This window comes from Bradyrhizobium sp. 164 (assembly GCF_023073715.1).
Lineage (GTDB): Bacteria > Pseudomonadota > Alphaproteobacteria > Rhizobiales > Xanthobacteraceae > Bradyrhizobium.
Genome location: NZ_JADPKA010000110.1, coordinates 77,299 through 99,343, shown reverse-complemented (window position 1 = coordinate 99,343; position 22,045 = coordinate 77,299). Strand labels below are relative to the sequence as shown.

At 65.9% G+C, this 22,045-nt stretch carries 20 protein-coding genes; 12 read left to right on the top strand and 8 right to left on the bottom strand.

Translation table 11 applies throughout. The annotated features are described in order from the left end of the window. Positions 1-94: 94 nt before the first annotated feature. Entirely contained in the window at positions 95-1,951 is a 1,857-nt protein-coding gene (locus IVB01_RS33310; RefSeq protein WP_247414945.1) for a sigma-54-dependent Fis family transcriptional regulator, read from the top strand. Between the two features lie 60 nt (positions 1,952-2,011). Here IVB01_RS33310 and IVB01_RS33305 read toward each other — a convergent pair whose 3' ends face one another. Both IVB01_RS33305 and IVB01_RS33300 read right to left on the bottom strand, forming a co-directional pair. After that, on the bottom strand, positions 2,012-2,566 hold the full coding sequence (locus IVB01_RS33305; protein ID WP_247414943.1) for a flavin reductase family protein: 555 nt from the start codon (positions 2,564-2,566) through the stop codon (positions 2,012-2,014). 56 nt (positions 2,567-2,622) lie between these two features. Further along, positions 2,623-3,720 (bottom strand): LLM class flavin-dependent oxidoreductase, encoded by a 1,098-nt coding sequence (locus IVB01_RS33300; protein ID WP_247414941.1) that lies wholly within the window; start codon positions 3,718-3,720, stop codon positions 2,623-2,625. Positions 3,721-3,934: 214 nt separating this feature from the next. Here IVB01_RS33300 and IVB01_RS33295 point away from each other — a divergent pair, with 214 nt between their 5' ends. From IVB01_RS33295 to poxB, 3 genes are all read left to right on the top strand, one after another. Then, positions 3,935-4,849 carry a 2-dehydro-3-deoxygalactonokinase gene (locus tag IVB01_RS33295; protein ID WP_247277446.1) on the top strand — a complete coding sequence of 305 codons (915 nt, stop codon included), beginning with the start codon at positions 3,935-3,937 and terminating at the stop codon, positions 4,847-4,849. A 13-nt stretch (positions 4,850-4,862) separates the two neighbouring features. Next, positions 4,863-5,495, top strand: coding sequence for a 2-dehydro-3-deoxy-6-phosphogalactonate aldolase (locus IVB01_RS33290; RefSeq protein ID WP_247277445.1), 633 nt, complete (start codon positions 4,863-4,865; stop codon positions 5,493-5,495). 80 nt (positions 5,496-5,575) lie between these two features. Beyond that, positions 5,576-7,312, top strand: a complete 1,737-nt coding sequence (poxB, locus tag IVB01_RS33285) for a ubiquinone-dependent pyruvate dehydrogenase (RefSeq protein WP_247277444.1) — start codon at positions 5,576-5,578, stop codon at positions 7,310-7,312. Here poxB and IVB01_RS33280 read toward each other — a convergent pair. Together IVB01_RS33280 and IVB01_RS33275 are read right to left on the bottom strand one after the other, a co-directional pair. Next, the gene (locus tag IVB01_RS33280; protein WP_247277443.1) at positions 7,309-7,674 is read right to left on the bottom strand and encodes a hypothetical protein; all 366 of its coding nucleotides are present in this window, start codon (positions 7,672-7,674) and stop codon (positions 7,309-7,311) included. The genes poxB and IVB01_RS33280 overlap by 4 nt on opposite strands. 66 nt (positions 7,675-7,740) lie before the next feature. Then, complete coding sequence (locus IVB01_RS33275; protein ID WP_247277442.1) at positions 7,741-8,649, bottom strand: PaaI family thioesterase; 909 nt, start codon at positions 8,647-8,649, stop codon at positions 7,741-7,743. 149 nt (positions 8,650-8,798) lie between these two features. Between IVB01_RS33275 and IVB01_RS33270 the strand changes: the two genes are divergently transcribed. Beyond that, positions 8,799-9,116: a hypothetical protein gene (locus IVB01_RS33270; RefSeq protein ID WP_247277441.1), complete on the top strand. Its 318-nt coding sequence runs from the start codon at positions 8,799-8,801 to the stop codon at positions 9,114-9,116. A 190-nt stretch (positions 9,117-9,306) separates the two neighbouring features. Here IVB01_RS33270 and IVB01_RS33265 read toward each other — a convergent pair whose 3' ends face one another. Continuing rightward, positions 9,307-10,776, bottom strand: coding sequence for an amidase (locus IVB01_RS33265; RefSeq protein WP_247277440.1), 1,470 nt, complete (start codon positions 10,774-10,776; stop codon positions 9,307-9,309). Between the two features lie 127 nt (positions 10,777-10,903). Next, positions 10,904-12,016 (bottom strand): ring-opening amidohydrolase, encoded by a 1,113-nt coding sequence (locus IVB01_RS33260; RefSeq protein WP_247277439.1) that lies wholly within the window; start codon positions 12,014-12,016, stop codon positions 10,904-10,906. Positions 12,017-12,395: 379 nt separating this feature from the next. Here IVB01_RS33260 and IVB01_RS33255 point away from each other — a divergent pair, with 379 nt between their 5' ends. From IVB01_RS33255 to IVB01_RS33240, 4 genes are all read left to right on the top strand, one after another. Further along, positions 12,396-14,732, top strand: a complete 2,337-nt coding sequence (locus IVB01_RS33255; protein ID WP_247277438.1) for a Tex family protein — start codon at positions 12,396-12,398, stop codon at positions 14,730-14,732. Between the two features lie 287 nt (positions 14,733-15,019). After that, positions 15,020-15,526 (top strand): hypothetical protein, encoded by a 507-nt coding sequence (locus IVB01_RS33250; protein ID WP_247277437.1) that lies wholly within the window; start codon positions 15,020-15,022, stop codon positions 15,524-15,526. Between the two features lie 97 nt (positions 15,527-15,623). Further along, on the top strand, positions 15,624-16,316 hold the full coding sequence (locus IVB01_RS33245; protein WP_247277436.1) for a response regulator transcription factor: 693 nt from the start codon (positions 15,624-15,626) through the stop codon (positions 16,314-16,316). After that, positions 16,303-17,379 (top strand): HAMP domain-containing sensor histidine kinase, encoded by a 1,077-nt coding sequence (locus IVB01_RS33240; protein ID WP_247495200.1) that lies wholly within the window; start codon positions 16,303-16,305, stop codon positions 17,377-17,379. Before IVB01_RS33245 ends, IVB01_RS33240 begins: the two co-directional genes overlap by 14 nt. A 10-nt stretch (positions 17,380-17,389) precedes the next feature. Here the strand turns inward: IVB01_RS33240 and IVB01_RS33235 are convergent, their stop codons facing one another. Both IVB01_RS33235 and IVB01_RS33230 read right to left on the bottom strand, forming a co-directional pair. Continuing rightward, positions 17,390-17,761 carry a helix-turn-helix transcriptional regulator gene (locus tag IVB01_RS33235; protein ID WP_247495199.1) on the bottom strand — a complete coding sequence of 124 codons (372 nt, stop codon included), beginning with the start codon at positions 17,759-17,761 and terminating at the stop codon, positions 17,390-17,392. Continuing rightward, positions 17,758-18,624 carry a S1C family serine protease gene (locus IVB01_RS33230; protein ID WP_247277433.1) on the bottom strand — a complete coding sequence of 289 codons (867 nt, stop codon included), beginning with the start codon at positions 18,622-18,624 and terminating at the stop codon, positions 17,758-17,760. The genes IVB01_RS33235 and IVB01_RS33230 overlap by 4 nt, the downstream gene beginning before the upstream one ends. A gap of 184 nt (positions 18,625-18,808) precedes the next feature. On the opposite strand from IVB01_RS33230, the gene IVB01_RS33225 reads away from it, so the two are divergent. From IVB01_RS33225 to IVB01_RS33215, 3 genes are all read left to right on the top strand, one after another. Further along, on the top strand, positions 18,809-19,774 hold the full coding sequence (locus IVB01_RS33225) for a VOC family protein (RefSeq protein ID WP_247277432.1): 966 nt from the start codon (positions 18,809-18,811) through the stop codon (positions 19,772-19,774). Between the two features lie 65 nt (positions 19,775-19,839). After that, positions 19,840-20,715, top strand: coding sequence for a dihydrodipicolinate synthase family protein (locus IVB01_RS33220; RefSeq protein ID WP_247277431.1), 876 nt, complete (start codon positions 19,840-19,842; stop codon positions 20,713-20,715). A 171-nt stretch (positions 20,716-20,886) separates the two neighbouring features. Continuing rightward, the gene (locus IVB01_RS33215; RefSeq protein WP_247459108.1) at positions 20,887-21,972 is read left to right on the top strand and encodes a trypsin-like peptidase domain-containing protein; all 1,086 of its coding nucleotides are present in this window, start codon (positions 20,887-20,889) and stop codon (positions 21,970-21,972) included. The last annotated feature ends 73 nt before the right edge of the window (positions 21,973-22,045 follow it).

Below are 22,045 nucleotides of genomic sequence, written 5' to 3'. Positions count from 1 at the left end.
TTTTGACCGCGCCGCGTACGTTCCCGGTTCCCGATTGACATCCCCGCCCGCAGTGCCAGACTTTGCACAATAATACAGGGTGGAGACGTCCGCGATGGCCAGCCTTTCGGCCTCGAACCATGTCGCCCGTGTCTTGTCCGTCGCCAATCACGTGGCCGACGTCGATGCCTCTTCGCGGATTGCCAATTCCTGGCGGCGCTGCCTGGTCAATCACAAGCTCGATCCCGCCCGCCGCGGGCCGCCGCAGACGCTGACCGAAGCCGAGATCCGTCACGTTGCCGAGCCGATGGAGGAGACGATCAGGCTCGCAACGCCCGAGCTCGACGATCTCGCCACGGTGCTGCGCGAGGCCGGCTATTGCGTCAATCTCGCGGACGCGAGCGCGACCATGCTGTTAAGCCGGTTGCCGGGCGAGGCCGACGCCGACATCTTCCTGCGCTGGAAGGTCTACACCGGCTCCAATTTTTCGGAGGCCTTCGAAGGCACCAACGGACTCGGCACCTGCCTTGCGGAGCAGAAACCGATCCTGGTGCATCGGGACGAGCATTTTCGCGAGCAGTGGAGCATCTTCTCCTGCGCGGTGACGCCCTTGTTCGACCAAGCGGGTCGCATTGCTGGCGCCGTCAACATCACGTCGTGTCGTGATGACCTCAGCCGCGCCGCGCATCAGCTTGCGCTCGCGGTGACGATGGCTGCGGCGCGGCGAATGGAGGACGCGATCTTCCGCGGTCATTTCCGCGACGCCTGGGTTGCGACCGTGCCTGGAGACGGCGGCCGCGGCCTGCTCGCCTATGACGATGATCGGCGCATCGTCGGCGCCTGCCGTTCGGCGCGTGCGCTGCTGGGCCTGACCGACGGCATGATCGCGTCCGGCATCGATCTATCACGCTATGTCAGGTTCGTTCGTCACGCAGCGCGCGGCGCGGACGAGATCGTCGAGCTGCGCCGGGCCGACGGCAGTCCGTTAGGCCGGGGCCGTGTCGCGCCGCCGTTGCGTGCGAGGGCGCGTCGGCCGGCCCCGCGCGGCGACGGCTCCGTCGATCGCTTCGTCGCGCTGCACCGGCTCGCCGGTGGCGACCCCGGACTGATCAGAAGCGTGAAACGGCTCAAGCGCGTCAGTGACCACAATCTGCCGGTGCTGCTGCATGGCGAGACCGGCGTCGGCAAGGACGTGTTCGCGCGCGCCATTCATGCGGCCAGCAACCGCGCGCGCAACAATTATGTCGCGCTGAACTGCGCGGCGATGCCGGAGAGCCTGATCGACGCCGAGCTGTTCGGCTACGAGGCCGGCGCCTTCACCGGCGCGCGGCGCGACGGCTCGAAAGGCCTGATCGTGCAGGCCGATGGCGGCACGCTGTTCCTGGACGAGATCGGCGACATGCCGATCGCGCTCCAGACCCGCTTGCTGCGCGTGCTGGAAAACCGCGAGGTCTGGCCGCTCGGCGCGCTCAAGCCTGTCGCCGTCGACATCCGCCTGATCAGCGCCACCCACCGCGATCTCGGCCGCATGGCCGAGGAGGGCGCCTTCCGCGCCGACCTCTATTTCCGCCTGCGCGGCATGGAGGTGCGATTGCCGGCGTTGCGTGAGCGCGCCGACCGCGACGACGTCATTCGGCAGATCGCACGCGAGGAGGCGCCGAACTGCCGAGTCTCGGATGAAGCCTGGTCGCAGCTCGTGGCCTATCCGTTCCCCGGCAACATGCGCCAACTCCGCCACGTGCTGCGGCTTGCCGGCTGCACCGCGGAGGACGGTGTCATCACCGATGCCGATCTCGATTTGCCGCGGTTCGGAAAGGCGGAGCCGGATCTCGAAGCGGCCGAGCGCGCCACGATCGTCGAGGCGCTGCGCAGGCAGGGTGGTCGCGTCACCGAGGCAGCACGCGCGCTGAAGCTCAGCCGCGCGACGCTCTATCGCAAGATCAAGCTGCTGAAGATCGAGACGACGCAGTAGTGTCGAGAAAACGAGCCGCTCCCGCGAGCGGGGCGAGAGAGCACACCGCCACTGCCGCCGTCACGAAAAATCCGTCCAGCTCAGATGCCGTGCATCGATGTCGCCAATCGTCACGCCCTCGCGGATCTCCTGCGGCCTGTGAAAATTACCGCGCAGATAGACCAGCGGCTTGGCGGCATCCGCATGCGACACGCCGCGCACCTCGCCGATGAAGATCGAATGCGTCTTCGTCTCGAACTCCTGCGCCAGCACGCAGTCGAAAGCCGCGACCGCGTCCGTCAGCACCGGCGCGCCGGTCTTGCCTCGCGTCCATTGTCCGAAAGCGAAGCGGTCGTCGCCGTTGACGCCTTTCTGGCCGCTGAAAGTCAGCGCCAGCAGGGCGTGATCCTCGTGCAGGAAGTTGATTGCAAATGCGCCTTCCTCGCGGATGCGCCCGTGTGCGCTGGCGCTACGGTTGACGCAGACGATCAGCGACGGCGGATTGTCAGAGAGCGAGCAGGCCGACGTCACGGTCAGTCCGGTGCGTTTGCCGTGCTGGGCGCCGACCGTCACCAGCGCAACCGCGCCGGCGCATTGGCGCATCGCCTGCTTGAAATCCTTGGCGTCGACCGTCACGCGGAAATCTCCGAGATTGGGTGGGTGCGGCACGATCGCGCCGCACCCATACCGGGTCAAGCCGCCTTGCGCGCCGAGCCGAGATGCGTCAGGCGCGGCATCACCTCGTTTTTCAGCAGCGACAGCGAATGATGCCAGGCTTCGGCCTTGTGCTTGTAGTCGAAGCCGAACACCAGGAGGACGCCGAAGCCGCCGACCTCGTCGTAGATCTTCTCGATCTTCTCGGCGACGGTCGCCGGCGAGCCGACGATCCAGTTCCGCTTGGCGCAATATTCGACGGTGACGTCGCTGTCGGGCACGTCAGGCGCGTGCTTGAGGTAGTCCTTGAAGCCGAAATGGCCGAGCAGCGGCAGGAAGTATTCGCTCATCATCCGGCCCATCATGTCGCCGGTCGAGAGCTTCCAGGCTTCCTCGTCGGTATCGGCAACGAACACTTCTCGCACCAGCCGCCAGTCCTGTCGGTTCGGTTTGCGTCCGGTCTTGGCGGCGCCGATCTCGACCGAATCCCAATGGCTCGAGACATAGGCCGGGTTGAGGTTGAGGCTCATCGGAATGAATCCGCGCTCGCCCGCCAGTTTTAGCGTGTCCGAATTCTTGGAAAGCCCGGCGACGCCGATCGGCGGATGCGGCGCCTGGAACGGCTTGATGTGAGGCTTGAGGAAGTCGAACATCGTGTCAGGCTTGGTCACCGTCCAGAACTTGCCCTTGTGGGTGAAGGGCGCCGGCTCGGTCCACAGCTTCAGGATGATCTCCAGCGCCTCGCGGGTCATGTCGCGGTTCTGCCCGCTCATGCCGTCGACGTTGAACATCGCCCAGTCGCTCGGCAGGCCGCTCGCCGCGACGCCGAAATTGAGACGGCCCTCGGAGAGATGATCGAGCATCGCGACGCGATTGGCGAGCTCGGCCGGGTGATGGTAGGGCAGCAGGAAGCCGCCCGGTCCGATGCGAAGATTCTTGGTCTGCATCAGCGCCTGTGCGATTAGAAGATCCGGCGTCGGGTTGGGTTCCCAGGGCGCGGTGTGGTGCTCGCCGACCCAGGCCTCCTGATAACCGAGCTCGTCGAGCCAGCGCATGACCTGCAGGTCCCAGTCGTTCCCTTCCTTCAGGCCGCACTCCGGCGGATGCGAGGGCATCGTGAAATAGCCGATCTCCATGGGTTTCCTCATCTGATGTTGACGCGTCTTGTTGCGCGTTGACGGAGTTGAGTGGCGAAGCTTCAGCAAGCGGTGTGCCAGCGCGGCGGGGCTTCAAATCGATGAGAAAGGGCTGGTTTGCCCTCGCAATCGCCGGTATCTCGGCACAGACTTGCAACATGTCGTCTCATTGTCGCGAGACGACGTCTTAGCTGCAAGACGAGGACAGTTTCGAATGACCGAACCCGCCTACGCCGCGGTGGACTGGGGCACCAGCAGCTTTCGGCTCTGGCTGATCGATCGTGCCGGTCAGGTGCTGGCGGAACGCCGCAGCGGCGAGGGCATGCTGGCTGCGGCCAAGACCGGCTTCCCTGCCGTGCTGCAATCGCATCTTGCAGCCGTCGAAGCGCCGGATCATCTGCCGGTTCTCGTCTGCGGCATGGCCGGCGCCAAGACGGGCTGGGTCGAGACCGGCTATGTCGACACGCCGGCGCCACTTGCCGCCATCCTGAAGCAGGCTGCGCTCGTACCGGGCGAGCTGCGCGACATCCGCATCCTGCCGGGCATCGCGCAGCGCGATGCAAACACGCCGGACGTGATGCGCGGCGAGGAGACGCAATTGCTCGGCGCGCTCGGACTCGATGCCGCCGGCGAGGCGCTGGTCTGCATGCCCGGCACGCATTCGAAATGGGTCCGCGTGAAGGGTGGCATTGTCGAGCACTTCTCGACCTTCATGACCGGCGAGCTCTTCAGTGTCGTCTCGCGCGAGACGATCCTGTCGCTCGCGGTCGTCGGAGCCGATGACGCCGAGGACGTCGCAAGCTTCAAGGCGGCGGTGGTTGCTGCATTCAAGGCGCCGGCCTTCGCCGCCAATCTTCTGTTCACCGCGCGCTCGCGGCAGCTCCTGTTCGGCGGCACGCCGGCCGCGGCGCGCGAAACGGTATCGGGTACCCTCATTGGCGTTGAGCTCGCAGCGGGCCTTTCGGGCGCCGTCCCGAAAGCCGGCGTCACGCTGATTGCCTCCGGCCGGCTCGCGACGCTGTATCGGCTCGCCTTCGAGGCGTTAGCAGTCACCGTGCAGCCGATTGACGCCGATGAAGCCGTTCGCCGCGGTCTTTCGATGGCGGCCGCCGCGATCTGGATGAAATGAGAGGAATCTTGAAATGAGCGTTGCCTTTCCGCCGATGAAGCGTCCGCTGGTCGCGATCCTGCGCGGCGTCAAACCGGAGGAAACCGAGGCGATCGTCGGCGTGCTGATCGAGGCTGGCATGACCGCGATCGAGATCCCGCTGAACTCGCCAGATCCGTTCCGCTCGATCGGGACCGCCGCGAAGCTCGCGCCCGCCGGCGTGTTGATCGGCGCCGGCACTGTGCTGACGGCCGCAGACGTCGATCGTCTCAACGACGTCGGCGGCAAGCTGATGGTCTCGCCGAATGTCGATACCGGAGTGCTGGCGCGCGCGCATCAGCACGGCATGGTGACGATGCCCGGCGTGTTCTCGCCGACCGAAGCGCTTCTGGCGGCGCGCGCCGACGCATCGAGCCTGAAGTTCTTTCCGGCGAGCGTGCTCGGCGCGTCCGGCATCGCCGCGATCCGCGCCGTGCTGCCGGCCGGCGTGATGATCGCCGCTGTCGGCGGTGTCTCCGACCAGAATTTTGCCGAATACATCAAGGGCGGCGTGACGGCGTTCGGGCTCGGCTCAAGCCTCTACAAGCCCGGCATGACGGCGACGGACGTTGCCGCTCGCGCAAAGTTGACGATCGCGGCGTACGATCGGGCGATTGCGCAAGCCTGAGCCGCCAATAAACAAGCCGTGATGCCGTCACGGTCCTGCGTTATCCTATCTTGCTGCACCAGCGAGTTCAGGAGACCGACATGGCGATCAACAACATAGCCGATCTGTTCGTGGCGACGCTCGAACAGGCCGGCGTCAAGCGCATCTATGGCATCGTCGGCGATAGCCTGAACGGCCTCACCGAGGCGCTGCGCCGCCGCGGCACCATCGACTGGATCCATGTCCGGCACGAAGAGGTCGCGGCGTTTGCCGCCGCCGGCGAAGCCGAGATGACGGGAAGCCTTGCGGTGTGCGCCGGCTCCTGCGGCCCCGGCAATCTGCATCTGATCAACGGCCTGTTCGACGCGCATCGCAGTCGCGTTCCGGTGCTGGCAATCGCGGCGCAGATCCCCTCGGCCGAGATCGGCGGCGGCTATTTCCAGGAAACGCATCCGCAAAGCCTGTTCCGCGAATGCAGCCATTATTGCGAGCTGGTCTCCGACCCTAGCCAGCTTCCTTACGTGCTGGAGAATGCGATCCGTGCGGCGGTCGGCCTGCGCGGTGTCGCCGTCGTCGCCATGCCCGGCGATGTCGCTTTTCGCAGCCCGCCGAAGCGCGCGCAGTCGACGACGCGCGGGCTTACGCCGGCAGCGCCGAAGGTCGTGCCACAGACGGGTGAGTTGCAAGCGCTCGCGGATCTCTTGAACGGTGCCGAACGCATCACCTTGTTCTGCGGTCGTGGCTGCGCCGGCGCGCATGCGCCGCTGATGCAGTTTGCCGAAACGCTCAAGAGCCCGATCGTGCACGCGCTCGGTGGTAAGGAGCATGTCGAATACGACAATCCCTACGACGTCGGAATGACCGGCTTCATCGGCTTTTCCTCGGGCTACGCGGCCATGCACGCCTGCGACGCGCTGGTGATGCTCGGCACCGATTTCCCCTACAAGCAGTTCTTCCCGACCGACTGCCAGGTCGCGCAGATCGACATCCGCCCCGAAAATCTCGGCCGGCGCTGCAAGATCGATCTCGGCCTCGTCGGCGATGTCCGGCTGACCATCGAGGCGCTGCTGCCGCTCTTGAAGACCAAGACGCAGCGCAGGCATCTCGACGATGCCCTCGCGCACTACAAGAAGGCGCGCGAGGGTCTCGACCAGCTCGCCAGGGGGACGCCGGGAGCCAAGCCGATCCATCCGCAATATCTGGCAAAAGTCATCAGCGACCATGCGTCCGACGATGCCGTGTTCACCGCCGACGTCGGCACGCCCACGGTGTGGGCCGCGCGCTATCTCGACATGAACGGCCGCCGTCGGCTGATCGGCTCCTTCGTGCACGGCTCGATGGCCAATGCCATGCCGCAGGCGATCGGCGCGCAGGCTTCCCAACCCGGCCGCCAGGTGATCTCACTGTCGGGCGACGGCGGCTTCACCATGCTGATGGGCGATCTGATCACCCTGACGCAGATGAAGCTGCCGGTGAAGGTAGTCGTCTTCAACAACGGCGTGCTCGGCTTCGTCGCGCTGGAGATGAAGGCCGCGGGGTTCGTCGATACCAATGTCGATCTGGAGAACCCGGATTTCGCGGCGATGGCGCGCGCGATGGGTATCTTTGCCCAACGCGTCGAAGACCCCGGCGAGCTGCCCGGCGCGATGAAGGAGATGCTGGCTCATAACGGGCCGGCACTGCTCGACGTAGTCACCGCCAAGCAGGAGCTGTCGATGCCGCCGACCATCACGCCCGAGCAGCTCAAGGGCTTCAGCCTCTGGGTGCTGCGCGCCGTGATGAACGGTCGTGGCGACGAGGTGCTGGACCTTGCGAAGACGAATCTGCTGCCGCGTTAACTGCGCTTGGCTGACGGCACCGGTAGCCGCTCGTGGCGGTGCTGGAAGCGCTGCCAGTGCAGCACGGTGCCGATCAGCAGCGCCGGCACGAAGCCGAGCACGATCAGCAAATGCGGCAGCGCCTTCGGCGAGATGAAGGCAATGGCAACGTCCGAAATCAGCCAGAGCGCCGCGAACATCACCGCGAAATCCGTCCGTGGGCAGCGCAGATAATAGAACACGGCAGTGATGACGATGGCAGGCCCGATCGCAATGGCGATCATCACCGCCGTCAGCTCCTTCGGCGTCAGCGCGTCGAGCACCATCGATGCCAGCAGCCAGAGTGCGGCGAACATGGCGACGATGTCGAGCGGATGCCGCAACCCAATACCTCTCGCGGGAACGCGCTATCGTTGTGTCCTGCGCCCCGCCCGTCAAGTGAAATACGCCTATTCCTCGTCACTTCCGGGCGTTGGCCGCAACATGAAATGACCGAAGGCCGTGGCGATCGGCTTGTCCGGATCGTCCTGCCAGGCCCGCGCCTCGAAGGCGACGATGCGCCGCCCCTGCTTCACAATTGATACGTCGGCGAAGGTGTCGAGCGCCCGGCCGGAGCGCAGATAGTTGACGGTGAGGCCGATCGGTTTGGGTGGCGCCGCAGTGCCGAGCTCGCGCGCCACGCCGACGATCGCGGTGGTTTCGAGAAAAGCGCCGGTCATGCCGCCATGGATCGCGGGCAGGATCGGATTGCCGATGATCTTCGGCGAGAACGGCATCGTCAGCGTGGCGTCTCCGTTGACGCGAATGCCGAGGCAGCGCGCGAACGGGCTATTCGCGAACGGGCCATCCGGATCCTCGGGCGCCTCCAGCGTCGGAATGCTGCGCGAATCCATTCTCCGGTCCGCGAGCATGTTGGTGCGGTTGGCGCCGATCATGAAGCAGGCGGTCGCGGTCGCGACCGGATCGTCTTCGGACTCCTGATAGGCGGTGGAGCGGACGAAGGCGATCGAGCGTGTGGTGCGGTAGCAGACGGAATGCGCCTTGATATCGAGGCCCGGCGTTGCCGGCTTCTGATAGTCGATCCGCAGGTCGAGCGTTGCGATCGCGCGCGTGCCGTCGAGCGCGAGCTGCACCGCCATGCCGCAGCTCTCGTCCAGCATCGCGGTGACGACACCGCCATGCAGAACGCCGGTCTCGGTGTCGCCGACGAAGACGGGACGGTAAGGCAGGCTGGACCAGGCCTCACCGGGCGCGAAGCGGTCGAGCTGGAGCCCGCTGATATGGCCGTAATCGGAGCGCCGGCCCTTGATGGCCTCGGCGAGTTCCTCGAAGGGAAGCGTGGTCGATGAGCAAGACATAGCGACGTTCTAGACCAGTGCCGCGCATTGCGCAAAACCCCGCATGTAACCTTCGCACGGTCCTGCAAGGCCGGTTTGGTCTCGACAGAGGCGGCCGAAGCGACGATGGTGGGTGCTTCGTTCGTTCGACCTATCCGCAAGGAGCGCCCATGACCGACCCCGAAACACCCTCGACCGCCCAGGGGCCCGTCACCATTTCGACCTCCAGCTCGGAGCGGGCGCCGATCATCTATTTCGACGGCGCCTCATGCTTCGGCCATCATAACGGCGCGATCCAGATCGAGCTTGCCGCGAATCTCCTGATGCCGGTCGGCGCCGCAGTCAGGGTCGACGTGGTCCAGACCGCGCACCTGCGTTGCAGCGTGGCCGCGGCGCTTGCCCTGCGCGAGGCGCTCGACAAGGCGCTGACGATGTACAAGCAGGGCCAGCAGCAGCCGACGGAGGAGATTCCGGCAGTGAAGAATTGATGGCAGTCGCGCCATTGCAGGGCCTTCATGGTTCGAGACGCGCCGTAAGGCGGCGCTCCTCACCATGAGGGTCAAAATGAGGGTCAAAGATCGCGCTGCGAGGATGACCTCATCTTGAGGGCCCGCCAACGGCAGGCGTCTCGAAGGATGGGCCGCGAGGAATCCGTCGCCAGCTTCCTTGCGGCGGCACTCAGCCCACATGCACCTTCGGCTTCTTGCCGCCGTTCCACTTGCCGTCGAGCGCGCGCTCGATCTGGGCGGCGAGTTGCAGCAAGAGCCCGTCATTGGCCTGCTTGGCGATCGCCTGGATGCCGAGCGGCAGGCCGTGCTCGTGGGTCGCCATTGGCAGCGAGATCGCCGGGATGCCGCAGAGATTGGCGAGCGGCGTGAAGGCGAAATTGCGCCAGAGATTGCCGAACCAGTCGAGCACGTCGGGATTGTCGGAGATCGTGAGATATTCCTTTGTGCCGACCTTCGGCGTCGGCAGCGCGGTGACCGGCGTCAGGATCACGTCCCACTGCTCGAAGAAAGCGCCGAAGCCGCGGGAGGCCGTGTTGAATACGCCTTGCATCTTCGCGCGCTCGGCGAAGCTCGTGTGTCGGCCGGCTTCCCAGATGCGGATGTTCATGGGTTCGATCAGATCTTCCGGCGGCTTCTCCAGCCCGCGCGCGGCGAGCATGTTGGAGATCACCACCGCAAAGTTCGAGATGTAGCAGGTGGTCTGCGCCGCGAACGCAGCGCGGAAATCGAGCTCGGGCAGCGCATAGTCGACGTGATGGCCGAGCCCTTCGAGGAAGCGGCCGGTCTTCTCCAGCTCGGTGGCGATGTGCGACGTTGCGGTGTAATCGCCCCAGGTGTGCGATAGCGCGATCCGGAGCTTGCCGGGATCGCGCTTGATCATCTCGGAATAAGGCTGCGCCGTGGTCCAGAACGGCATGAACTCGCCGGGGGCAGGTCCCCTTGCATGATCGACAAAGGTGGCAGTGTCGCGCACACTGCGCGACTGGCAGCCCTGGATCGAGACGAGGCCGGTGAGATCGGACATGTGCGGTGCGAGCGAGAACACGCCACGCGATACTTTGAGCCCGATATTGCCGTTGACGCCCGCGGGAATGCGGATCGAGCCGCCGCCGTCGGTTGCATGCGCGATCGGCACCACGCCGGCCGCGACCATCGCGGCGCTGCCGGCCGACGAGCCGCAAGTGGTGTAGTCGGTATTCCAGGGATTGCGCGTGACATAGACGGCGGGATTGTCGGCCGAGCTGCAGACGCCGAATTCCGGCGTCGTGGTACGTCCGATCAGGTTGAGGCCAGCCTGGCGGAATTTGCCGGTCAGGAAGGTATCGGCGTCCGCGCGATTGCCGCGCATCAGGAGCGAACCCATCTCCTGGAGGCGGCCCTTCATGGTCGGTCCCAGATCCTTCATCAGGAAAGGCAGGCCGGCGAACGGGCCGGAGAGGTTGGCGCCGTCCTTGGCGGGATCGGCGATCACGTCCTCGAACAGCTCGACCACGCCCGACAGCGCCGGATTGACCTTGGCGACGCCCGCCGCGGCCTGCCGCGCCAGTTCCTTCGCCGTCAGCTCGCCGTTGCGGACGCGCGCGGCCAGCGCCACGCCGTCGTGCTGCGCCCATTCATTCCAGCTCATCGGCAAAGTCATGTCGGCAAAATCCTCTTGATGCGGCGCTACCTTTCCTTTCGCAAGGATCTTCGTGAATCAACTGAGCCGGCGCGGGGGGCAGGGTTGCATGGGGCGGAGAGGTGGAGGCGCAGAGCTGCCGATCGTCTCAATCCGACAGTCGCGCGATCACTGCAACCGGCCCGCCGCCCGGCGGTCCCTGATGCTCGGCCCCGCCGGAGATGTAGATGGCGCCGGTGCCGGCAAGTCCCGCAATCAGGCCGCCGACCGCAGCGCGGGCGTGGCGGGTGGCGCTGATGTCGGTGTCTTCCAGCATGGTGTGGCGAAAGCCGCGCACGCTGCCGCTCGGTGAAGCCTCCGCCTTGGCGAAGATATTGACCAGTTCGCGACCCGTCTTTGCCTGCGGCGCCACGCCGAGCCCGACGCTGTTCAGCGCCGATACCACCGCCGGGGCATCGATCGCGTCGGTCATCACGGCATGCCCGATCTCGAACGCGCTTGCTGAAGACAAGGAGTTGCCGAGCACGATGACGACGTTGTGCATCAACTCGATTCCGGCCGAAGTGGAGGCAACGGACGAGAACAGATCATCGCGCCGCAGCACGTCCTCGTCGCCGACGTCAGGCGCTATCTCGCCGAGCGCGACTGCGACGCCGAGCGCGGAGGCGCCGCGCGAATAGGCCATCGAGCCATAGGCGCTGGTCGTCGCCGTCTTGCTGCCGCGAGCGTTGGCCGCTTCGACGCGATCGCTGGTGAGCAGTGGACACTTGATCTGCACGAAATGAACGTCGGCAGAGTCAGTGATGCCGGCATCCGCCATTGCCGCCTTCACGGCTTTCGCCGTCTCGGTGATCTGTGCCGAGTGGCCGAACTCCTCGGGGAGGAAATCACGGGTGTGTGCCATGCCGATGCTCAGGCGCTTGCCGGACATGCCCGCCGGCCGCCCCTCGACGTCGCGCCGCGTAAACACCGTGATATGCGGGCTGAGCACGCCTTCGGTGCCGCCCGACATCACGAAGGCGATGCGCTGCTCGACCTCCTCTGGAGACAGGCCGAGCCGCGGCGCAAGCGCCGCGCACAACGCGGCCACAGCATATTCCCGCGTGAAATCGTTGACTCCGCCATTGCCCTCGGTCTTGCCGAGGATTGCGAGGATTTCGCTTGGATCGATCGCGCCTGAGCTGATCATACTGATGAGGCCGGACACGTCGCCGGGGCCCTTGGTGGCGATCCTGATGGCGTCGACCGATGTCGTCTGCATTGCACTTCTCTTTGGGGGTTCGGTGGTCCGGCAGACAAAACAGTCGTCCAAGCTTGGCGCCTGTCAATCCCCGTCGTCGTCCTGGCGAAAGCCAGGACCCATTACCCCAGGGAGCAATTTGGCGAAGATTCGTCGTTCGGTATTGCTTCCGGCCGTGATCGACAGACTAGCGGTGAGTCCTGGTCTCTGCCAGGACGACAGCGGAATTTGTGCGCCGTCTTCGCCATCTCCACGAATGTGGCGAGATCGCATCGGTTCAATAAAAAATCCTCTGTCGACGGCCGTCCGCTGCACCTTGATGAATCAACCCCGGTTGGTTCATAAGCGGCGTCCCGTGGCCGGTGGTTCGCCGCCGTTGCTAGGATAGAGGAATTCTCGCGTGGCAAATATCAACCAGAAAATTGCGCAGGAGCTTGGGGTTCGTGCCGAGCAGGTCGAGTCAGCGGTGACGCTGCTCGACGGCGGCGCCACGGTTCCCTTCATCGCCCGCTACCGCAAGGAAGCGACCGGTGCGCTCGACGACGCGCAATTGCGCACCCTGGAGGAGCGCCTGGTTTACCTGCGTGAACTTGAAGACCGCCGCAAGGCCATCCTCGAATCGGTCCGCGAGCAGGGCAAGCTCGACGCGGCTCTCGAAGCCAGCATTCTTGCCGCCGACAGCAAGGCGCGCCTCGAAGACATCTATCTGCCGTTCAAGCCGAAGCGCCGCACCAAGGCCGAGATCGCCAAGGAAGCCGGCCTCGAGCCGCTCGCCAATCAGCTGATGGCAGAGCCTGGCAATGATCCCAAGGCCGTGGCCGAAGCCTTTGTCGACGCCGAGAAGGGCGTTGCCGATGCCGCTGCCGCGCTCGACGGCGCCCGCGCCATCCTGGTCGAACGTTTCGACGAGGACGCCGATCTGATCGGCGCTCTGCGCGAGGAGATGTGGACCAATGCGCGCATGGTCTCCAAGGTGCGCAACGGCAAGAAGACCGAGGGCGAGAAGTTCGCCGATTATTTCGATTTCTCCGAGCCGCTGACGAAGCTGCCGTCGCACCGCATCCTGGCGATGTTCCGCGGCGAGAAGGAAGAGATCCTCGACCTCCAGATCCAGGCCGAGGCCGAGGCGCCGCCGCCGGGCGTGCCGAGCGCCTATGAGCTGAAGATCATGAAGCGGTTCGGCATCGCCGACCTGAAGCGCCCCGGCGACCGCTGGCTGATCGACACCGTGCGCTGGGCTTGGCGCACCAAGATCCAGGTGCATCTCAACATCGATCTGCGCATGCGGTTGTGGAATTCGGCCGAGACCGAGGCCGTCCGGGTGTTCGCCTCGAACCTGCGCGACCTCCTGCTCGCCGCGCCCGCCGGCACCCGCGTCACCATGGGGCTCGATCCCGGCTACCGCACCGGCGTCAAGGTCGCGGTGGTCGATGCGACCGGCAAGGTGGTCGACACCACCGCAATCTACCCGCACGAGCCGCAGCGGCAATGGAACGAGTCGCTGGCGACCCTCGGCAGGCTCGCGCTGAAGCATCGCGTCGAGCTGATCGCGATCGGCAACGGCACCGCCTCGCGCGAGACCGACAAGCTCGCGGCAGACCTCGTCAAAGGCCTGCCCGAACTGAAGATGACCAAGATCGTCGTGTCCGAAGCGGGCGCGTCGGTCTATTCGGCCTCGGCTTTCGCCTCGGAGGAATTGCCTGATCTCGACGTCACCTTACGCGGTGCGGTCTCGATCGCGCGGCGGCTCCAGGACCCGCTCGCCGAGCTTGTCAAGATCGAGCCCAAGGCGATCGGCGTTGGCCAGTACCAGCACGACCTCGGCCAGGCCAAGCTCGCCAAATCGCTCGATGCCGTGGTCGAAGATTGCGTGAACGCCGTCGGCGTCGATGTCAACACTGCGTCCGCACCGCTACTGGCCCGCGTGTCGGGCGTCGGCACAGGTCTTGCGCAGAGCATCGTGGCGCACCGTGACGTCAACGGCCCGTTCAAATCGCGCAAGGCGCTCAAGGACGTGCCGCGGCTCGGGCCGAAGGCATTCGAGCAGTGTGCGGGCTTCCTGCGCATCGTCGGCGGCGAGGATCCGCTCGACGCCTCTGGCGTGCATCCGGAAGCCTATCCGGTGGTGCGCCGGATTCTCGCGGCGACCAAGAGCGACATCAAGGCGCTGATCGGCAGCAGCGAGATCGTGCGCACGCTGAAGCCGAAGGATTTCGTCGACGAGACCTTCGGTCTGCCGACCGTCACCGACATTCTGCGCGAGCTCGAAAAGCCCGGTCGCGACCCGCGCCCGGCGTTCAAGGCCGCGGTGTTCAAGGAAGGCGTCGAGGAGATCAAGGATCTCAAGAAGGGCATGATCCTCGAGGGCACAGTGACCAACGTCGCCGCCTTCGGGGCCTTCGTCGACATCGGCGTGCACCAGGATGGCCTCGTGCACATCTCGGCGATGTCCAAGACCTACATCAAGGATCCGCGCGAGGTGGTGAAGCCCGGCGACATCGTCAAGGTGAAGGTGCTGGACTTCGAGGTCGCCCGCAAGCGCATCTCGCTGACGCTGCGGCTGGATGACGAGATCGGCGCCAAGAAGGACGCGCCCGGCATGCAGCGCGACAACAATTCGCGCAACAGCGCGCGCATGACCTCGTCGGCGCCGCGCAAGCAGGAATCCTCCGGCGGCGGCGCGCTTGCGGAGGCGTTGCGACGTGCAGCCGAGAAGAACGGCGGCAAGCGGGTGTGAGTCTCTCCTCGCCCATCGGGGAGAGGCGATCTGCTCCGCGGATAGCGAGTTCTATCGCGTCGTCATTGCGAGCGTAGCGAAGCAATCCAGACTGCCTCCACTGGACAGTCTGGATTTGCTTCGTCGCAAGAGCTGCTTGCAACTGACGAGGAGAGAGCGGTGGCCCGCCTCCCTAACACGCGCGTCAGAATCTGGCGCATTTGTAAGTTGAAGGAGACGGCGCGTTCTCCTCTTCTGAACCTTCGAGTGCGGCTGTGTGACCACCGCACTGTAGGGAGGATTTTCCGATGAAACACAGGCTTCTCACAGGCCTCGCCGCAGCGGCAGTTGCCGCGACGCTGGCGGTCGCGTCGCCCGTTCTTGCCCGCGCCGGCGGTGGCGGACATGGCGGGTTTGGCGGCGGTGGCCACTTCGGGGGTGGCGGCATGCATGTCGGTGGTGGCGGCATGGGTGGCGGGGGCATGCGAGTGGGCGGCATGGGCGGCGCTCATTTCGGTGGCGCGCGCTTCGCCGGTTCGCCAATGGCCGCCCGCGCCGCCATCGGGCCGCGCTTTGCCGCTGCTCCGCTCGCGACCCGTGCCGCCTTTGGACCGCGGTTTGCCGGCACGGGCTGGCACGGCAGGCCTTTCATCGGCCGGCATGCGTTCTTCCATCATCATCATCGCTTCCACCGGTTCGCCTTCTTTGGCGCGCCCTTCATCTACGCCAGCTATTACGACGACGGCTGCTGGCGCAGGAGCTGGACGCCCTATGGCTGGCGATGGGTCAATGTGTGCGGAGACTATTGGTACTAGCATCGCCGGACCGCACCATTGTCGCGGTCGCCACCGGGCAGTTCCGCTCAGCCCCGGAACGGGATAGTCTGGTGGCGATCGTCGCGCGGAGTTCGTCATGACCGGAGGTCACCGCCGCATCCTGGTCGTCGAGGACGATCCGGAGACTGCAGGCCAGCTCGTCGAGGAACTGACGACCTCCGGTTACGAGGTCGATCTTGCCGGCACGGGCCGCGAAGCGCTTCACCAGGGCGGCGCGCGCGACTATGCCGTGATCACTATCGACCGCATGCTGCCCGATATCGACGGCATCACCGTGATGCGCCAATTGCGCGACGACGGCATCGCTGCGCCGTTCCTGATCATTTCCGCGCTTGGCGAGGTGGATGATCGCGTGCGCGGCCTGCGCGCCGGCGGCGACGATTATCTCGTCAAGCCGTTCTCGTTCGTCGAGCTACTCGCACGGCTGGAGGCGCTTGGCCGCCGCAGCGAGACCATCGCCAAGGAGACGCTGCTGCGGGTCGGCGATCTCGCCGTCGACCTGATCGCACGCAGCGCCAGTCGCCGCGGCCGCAAGATCCCGCTGCTGCCGCGCGAATTCCAGCTGCTTGAATATCTCGTTCGTAACGAGGGCCGCGTCGTCTCCCGCGCAATGCTGCTCCAGCACGTCTGGGACCTGCATTTCGATCCCTCCACCAACATCATCGACGTCTATGTCGGGCGCGTTCGCCGCAAGGTCGACGATGCCCAAGCCTATCCGCTGATCCACACCATCCGCGGCATCGGATATTGCCTCCGTGCTCCTGGCTAAGACGCTCCGCTCCTCGACCTTCCGCCTCGCGCTGATCGCGATCGCGGCGTTCGGGCTGATCGTCGCGGCGATCATGGCTTACGTCTATTTCGGCACGCTCGCCTATGTGCAGAGCCGGCTCGGCGAGGCCGGCGATCACGATGCCTTCGCGCGCATGATCGAGCTCGCGATCGCTGCGGTCGCCGTGCTGCTTCTGGTGCTCTCCGGGCTCGCGGCCGTGCTGGTGACGCGGCGCACGGTCGGGCGGATCGAGCAAATCAACGCCACCAGCCGCGCCATCATGCTCGCCGGCCTCGACCAGCGCATTCCCCTGCGCGGCAGCAACGACGAATGGGACCGCGTCGCGGAAAACCTCAACCAAATGCTCGACCGCATCGAGACGCTGATGGGGGAGGTCAAACAGGTCAGCGACAACGTCGCCCACGATCTGCGCACCCCGCTGACGCGCATGCGCGGACGGCTGGAAAAGGCCTATCACACCCCGCGCAACAGCGAGGCGGATGCGGCGCTGATCGGCGACACCATCGCCGATCTCGACGCCGTGCTCGGCATGTTCGCTTCCATCACCCGGATATCGGAGATCGAGACCCGGGCCCGCACCGGCGCCTTCCGCGGGCTCGACCTCGCCGAGATCGCCGGCGAGGTCGTCGAGCTCTACGATGCCGCCGCCGAGCAGGTCGCCACAAAGCTCAGTCTCGCCAGCGACCGCGAGGTGCCGGTGACCGGCGACCGCGACCTCTTGTTCGATGCCATCGCCAATCTCGTCGACAACGCGATCAAGCACGGCCGCAAAGGCGGGCAGGTGACCGTCACCTGCCGCAGCGCCGATGGCGGCGCGGTGATCGCGATCGCCGACGACGGCCCGGGCATTCCCGCGGAGGAACGCGATTACGTGTTCAAGCGCTTCTACCGGCTCGAGCAGAGCCGCTATACGCCGGGCAATGGCCTCGGTCTCAGTCTCGTTGCCGCAGTCGCGCGCCTCCATGGCGCCGAGATCGCGCTGCATGACAATGCGCCGGGCCTCACCGTCCAGCTCAGCTTCAAGGCGGCACTAGCGACGTGAATTGGTGGTGTCACAGCTCGATCACGCCGCGGCGCGCCGCATGCGCGACCGCGTCGGTGCGGCCGGTGGCATCCAGCTTGTCGAGCAGCGAGCCGACATGGAATTTCACGGTGTGCACGGAGATGCCGAGCTGGCGCGCGATCATCTTGTTGGAGGCGCCCTCGGCCATCAGCGCCAGCACGTCGAGCTCGCGCTGGGTCAGCGCGATCTCGCCGGGCATGATGCGCGGATCGCGGGCAACAATCGTCGCCGCGGCGGCTTCGCCAGGCGCGACGAGGCGAAGTCCGGCGACGTTGCCGAGCAGCTTGGCCAGCCGATCGGCGAGGGCTGGGTCGTCGATCTCCAGCGCGAGCACGATCTCCGGCGCGTTGTCCTCGCTCACGCCTCCGGCCTCTCGCCGACCGTGACCTTGAAGCTGACCGGCTCGCCGCCGCGGCGAACTGCGACATCGACCACCGCGCCGACGCTGGAAGGTCCCAGCGTCCGCGACAGCGCGCGCACGCCGGACAGTTTCTGGTCGTTGACCGCCACGATCACGTCGCCCTGGCGGATGCCGGCCGCGGCCGAAGGCCCGGTCTTATCGACATTCATCACCATCGCACCGATACCGTCGTCGAGCCGCACCGGCTGCAGCCCGACGCCGAGATAACCGCGCGCGATGCGGCCGCGCGCCTCGAGCTGCGGCGCGACGCGCTCGATCGTCGCCGTCGGGATCACCAGCACCCGCCGCGGTCCGAGCACGGCCATGCCGAAGGCTTCACCCGATGCATCGAGCGCAAGGCCGCCCTGCTGGCTACCGCGCAGGCGGACGTCGAGCTCGATCCGTGCATCGATGTCGCCGCCGCGTAAGGAGCGCCAGCTCTTGCCGGACGCCGATACCATCCCGAGCGCCGCACTCGGCGCATCGCGATTGGTGGCGACAACGATCGACAGCGTGCCTAGCGCAGGGACCGATGTGGTCAGCTTGACCGGGGCAATCGCGGCCTCAGTGCGCAGCAGCGCGATATCGGTCGTATGGTCGCGACCGGCGATAGCGGCGGCCACTCGGCTGCCGTCGGGAAGGCCGATCTCGACCGCACCCTCGTCGGCGAGGGCCTCGTCGGCCGTGACGATCAGGCCTGGCTTCCACACGAAGCCGCTCGCGCGGGAGCGATGCGAGTAGACGGAGACGACGGACGGTGCGGTGCGCGCCACCATGTCCGCGAGCGCGGACGACAGTGAAGACAGAGGAGTTGGGTCGGTCATGGCAGGCTCCTGTAGCTGTGCTCAATCTGGGATGTCGCAGGCAATCCGGAAACTGGCCGGGTGGCCAGGGCAGCGTCAGTGCCGGCCGACGAACATGTGATTGGGACCCACTCACGGAAACGTGTAGCAACCGGCCCGACATTGCGCTGTACGGCGTCAAACCATTTCCGCGAGCCCTGACTGAATGAGCATCGATCTCACCCGCCGCACCCTGCTTCAGCTCGCCGGCGCGGCCTCTCTCGCAATGGCGGCGGCTGCCGCGGCGCGCGCCGAAGGCAATGCGCAGGGCGGTGGCCCGACCTATGCCAGCCGAACGCCGATGCGGGTCGGCATGGTGACGCTCCGGGTGAAGAACCTCGACAAGCTCGCCGATTACTACCGCGACGTGATCGGGCTCACCGTGATGGAGCGCTCGGCGACTGGCGCGAAGCTCGGCACGGCCGGCCTCGCGCTGCTGGTGCTGGAAGCCCGTCCCAATGCCGCAATCGAGCCGCGCAACGCCGCCGGCCTCTATCACACCGCCTTCCTGATGCCGACGCGCAAGGATCTCGCGCGTTGGCTGGTGCATGCCGCCGCACATCGCGTGCCGCTGTCGGGATTTGCCGATCACCTTGTCAGCGAATCCATCTATCTCGACGATCCCGAAGGTAACGGCATCGAGGTCTATGCCGACCGCGATCCATCGCAATGGCAGTGGAGCGAGGGCGGCGTGAAGATGGCAACCGACGAGCTCAACATCCCCGACTTGCTGTCGCTGACCAATACACGCGTGGCCGACTATGCCGGTGCGCCGGAAGGGTTGCGCATCGGCCACATGCATCTGCGCGTCGGCGATCTCGCGCAGGCCGAGAGCTTCTATCACGCCAGCATCGGCCTCGACCCGACCCGCCGCCGCAGCGGTGTCGCGTTCCTGTCTTCGGGCCGCTATCATCATCACCTCGGCATGAATGTCTGGCAGAGCCAGGGTGCCGGCCAACGCGACGATCAAATGACCGGTCTTGCCTGGTTCTCGCTGGTGACCGAGAAGCACGACATCCTCGCAGCCCAGGAGGAGCGCCTACGCAAGGTTGGCGCACGGGTCAGGGCGCTTGCGGACGGCCTGGAGGCTGTCGATCCCTGGGGCACGCGGGTGCGCCTTCTCAGGGTTTGATCGCCGGCGCAGGCGTTGGTAATACGCCTCAGGCGCAAACCAATTGACCGGGGTCCACGCCCGACATGTCCGAATTCCACGGTGTCTTTCCCTATCTCGTCTCGCCCGTCGATGCCGGTGGCACGGTGCGCACCGAAGTCCTCGGCAAGCTCTGCGACGATCTAATCGCCGCCGGCGTGCACGGGCTGACGCCGCTGGGCTCGACCGGCGAGTTCGCCTATCTCAATGCCGCGCAGCGCATGGCGATCGTGCAGACCACGATCGAGGCGGCCAAGGGCCGCGTGCCGGTGGTCGCGGGCGTCGCTTCAACCTCGATCGCGGACGCGGTGGCGCAGGCGAAAGCGTACCAGAAGCTCGGTGCCGACGGCATCCTGGCGATTTTGGAGGCGTATTTCCCGCTCGCCGATGCCCAGGTCGAATCCTACTTCCGCGCCATCGCCGATGCCGTGGACATCCCCATCGTGATCTACACCAATCCGCAATTCCAACGCTCCGACCTTACCCTCGATGTCATCGCGCGCCTCGCCGAGCATCCGCGCATCGGCTACATCAAGGACGCCTCGACCAACACCGGCCGGCTGCTCTCCATCATCAACCGCTGCGGCGATGGCTTGCGGGTGTTCTCGGCCTCCGCCCATATCCCGGTCGCGGTGATGCTGATCGGCGGTCTCGGCTGGATGGCAGGCCCGGCCTGCATCATCCCGCGCCAGAGCGTTGCGCTGTACGAACTGTGCAGGGCTGGTCGCTGGGAGGAGGCCATGAAGCTTCAGCGCAGGCTGTGGCGCATCAACGAGGCCTTTGCCCGCTTTAATCTCGCCGCCTGCATCAAGGCGGGGCTTTCGATCCAGGGCTACGACGTCGCCGACCCTGTGCCGCCGCAGGCCGCGCTGACGGCCGAGCAGCGCAGGATCGTGGAAGCGGCGTTGCGGGAGCTGGCATAGCCCGATTGTCACGCGGCAATATGCCCCCAGATGCTGCCGCAAGCCGACCTATTCCTATCTGCTTCGATCAGGAAACTTCCAGGCGCTTGCGACGTTGCTGCGTGAGCGAGATCCGCCACCTCAGGCATGAGCATTCTGAGCATTGTCTTCAGTACACCGCGGTGATCACCCATGAATCGTCGCTACGGAATTGCCGCGGCAGCCCTGGCCGCTCTGCTGCTCGTGGTCACTGCCGCGAAAATCCAGCATGCGCCGTGGACCACTCCCGCCGCGCGAGCCGTCGAGCAGCGCGGGCCGCTGTCGGAGGCCGAAAAGGCCACGATCGACATCTTCGAGCGCGTGTCGCCTTCGGTTGTCCAGGTAGCGGTGAGATCGGCGGCTAGTCCTCTCATGGGTGAGGAGGGCCAGGGCGGCGCTTCCGGCACGGGATTCGTTTGGGACGCCGAGGGGCACCTTGTGACGAACAATCATGTCGTGGCCAATGGCGGCGAGATGGCGGTGCGCTTTGCGTCGGGAGAGGTGGCCCAGGTTGACCTGGTCGGTACGGCTCCCAATTACGATCTTGCGGTCCTGCGAATCCGGAGTGTGCGCGAACTCCCTCCGCCGGTCGCTCTCGGCAGTTCGAACGATCTGAAGGTCGGGCAATCCGCCTTTGCGATCGGCAATCCCTTCGGGCTGGATCAATCCATGACCAGCGGCATCATCAGTGCTCTCAAGCGCAGGCTTCCGACCCATGGCGGCCGGGAGATTGCCAACGTCATCCAGACTGACGCCGCGATCAACCCGGGCAATTCAGGCGGGCCGCTGCTGGATTCCGCAGGCCGCCTGATTGGCGTCACGACGGCGATCATATCGCCGTCCGGCTCGAACGCCGGCATCGGCTTCGCGGTGCCGGTCGATGTCGTGAACCGGATTGTCCCCGAACTCATCCGCAACGGTCGCGTGCCGACCCCCGGCATCGGCATCGTGGCCGCCAGCGAGGATGTTTCGACGCGGCTTGGCGTCCAAGGCGTGATCGTGGTGCGGACGGCCCCCGGCAGCCCTGCGGAGCGGGCGGGGATTCGCGGGGTCAACTTGTCGACTGGCGCGGTCGGAGACATCATCACTGCGGTCGAAGGCAAGCCGGTGAGGCGCCTCTCCGACTTGACCGATGCGCTGGAGCAGGCCGGCGCCGGGAAGACCATTCGCCTCACTGTCAAGCGGGGCTCGGACAGCCGCGACGTGAATGTAGGCATCATCGACATCGAGCGTTCCTGACGTGGCAATCTGCGCGGCCAATGGGGGCGTGGCACGCAATGCTGATGTGCTGCGGCTCGGTTGTATCGACTGC

Coding starts and splice junctions, on each gene's coding strand:
- IVB01_RS33310 (WP_247414945.1), top strand. CDS start 95: ATGGCCAGCCTTTCGGCCTCGAACCATGTCGCCCGTGTCTTGTCCGTC.
- IVB01_RS33300 (WP_247414941.1), bottom strand. CDS start 3,720: ATGGAGATCGGCTATTTCACGATGCCCTCGCATCCGCCGGAGTGCGGC.
- IVB01_RS33295 (WP_247277446.1), top strand. CDS start 3,935: ATGACCGAACCCGCCTACGCCGCGGTGGACTGGGGCACCAGCAGCTTT.
- IVB01_RS33290 (WP_247277445.1), top strand. CDS start 4,863: ATGAGCGTTGCCTTTCCGCCGATGAAGCGTCCGCTGGTCGCGATCCTG.
- poxB (WP_247277444.1), top strand. CDS start 5,576: ATGGCGATCAACAACATAGCCGATCTGTTCGTGGCGACGCTCGAACAG.
- IVB01_RS33275 (WP_247277442.1), bottom strand. CDS start 8,649: ATGTCTTGCTCATCGACCACGCTTCCCTTCGAGGAACTCGCCGAGGCC.
- IVB01_RS33270 (WP_247277441.1), top strand. CDS start 8,799: ATGACCGACCCCGAAACACCCTCGACCGCCCAGGGGCCCGTCACCATT.
- IVB01_RS33265 (WP_247277440.1), bottom strand. CDS start 10,776: ATGACTTTGCCGATGAGCTGGAATGAATGGGCGCAGCACGACGGCGTG.
- IVB01_RS33260 (WP_247277439.1), bottom strand. CDS start 12,016: ATGCAGACGACATCGGTCGACGCCATCAGGATCGCCACCAAGGGCCCC.
- IVB01_RS33250 (WP_247277437.1), top strand. CDS start 15,020: ATGAAACACAGGCTTCTCACAGGCCTCGCCGCAGCGGCAGTTGCCGCG.
- IVB01_RS33245 (WP_247277436.1), top strand. CDS start 15,624: ATGACCGGAGGTCACCGCCGCATCCTGGTCGTCGAGGACGATCCGGAG.
- IVB01_RS33230 (WP_247277433.1), bottom strand. CDS start 18,624: ATGACCGACCCAACTCCTCTGTCTTCACTGTCGTCCGCGCTCGCGGAC.
- IVB01_RS33225 (WP_247277432.1), top strand. CDS start 18,809: ATGAGCATCGATCTCACCCGCCGCACCCTGCTTCAGCTCGCCGGCGCG.
- IVB01_RS33220 (WP_247277431.1), top strand. CDS start 19,840: ATGTCCGAATTCCACGGTGTCTTTCCCTATCTCGTCTCGCCCGTCGAT.
- IVB01_RS33215 (WP_247459108.1), top strand. CDS start 20,887: ATGAATCGTCGCTACGGAATTGCCGCGGCAGCCCTGGCCGCTCTGCTG.